The sequence below is a fragment of the Enterococcus camelliae genome (assembly GCF_042685105.1).
Classification (GTDB): domain Bacteria; phylum Bacillota; class Bacilli; order Lactobacillales; family Enterococcaceae; genus Enterococcus_G; species Enterococcus_G camelliae.
This window is the reverse complement of the sequence record NZ_JBHUMO010000044.1, coordinates 97,915-98,272: the sequence shown is the minus strand read 5'-3', so window position 1 is coordinate 98,272 and position 358 is coordinate 97,915. Positions and strand designations below refer to the sequence as shown.

The window sequence follows — 358 nt, the reverse complement described above, 5'->3', positions numbered from 1 at the left end:
TCATTGAAAAACTTTGTAATAAATATGGCACAGAAATAGAAATCATTGACAATACAGAAAAGACGGAAGAACAGGAATTAGTCGAGGACTTAATTCAGATTGTCGCTGTTTTTAGTTGCCGATTACAAGGGAAACGAGCGAAGAAAGCTAAGAAGATGATTAAGGAGTTGATGGAAGATGATACGAGCCAAGAAAGTAAGGTTGCGCCCGACTGAAGAACAAGAAAAGCAACTGTGGCAATCGGCTGGTACTGCACGTTGGATTTTCAACTGGACGTTACAAATGCAAGAAATGAACTATCGGTTCGGCAGAAAGTTCATCAGTAACAACGATTTACGAAAGCACATCACAAAAATGT

Annotated in this window: 1 protein-coding gene and 1 pseudogene; both read left to right on the top strand. The window is 39.1% G+C overall.

The genetic code is table 11. The features are described from left to right. Positions 1-215, top strand: a pseudogene (locus ACFSR0_RS07405) (IS607 family transposase); the annotation flags it as partial. Beyond that, positions 178-358, top strand: a 181-nt coding sequence (locus tag ACFSR0_RS07400) for a helix-turn-helix domain-containing protein (protein ID WP_379981417.1), incomplete at its 3' end; no start/stop codon positions are given. The pseudogene ACFSR0_RS07405 and the gene ACFSR0_RS07400, both read left to right, overlap by 38 nt.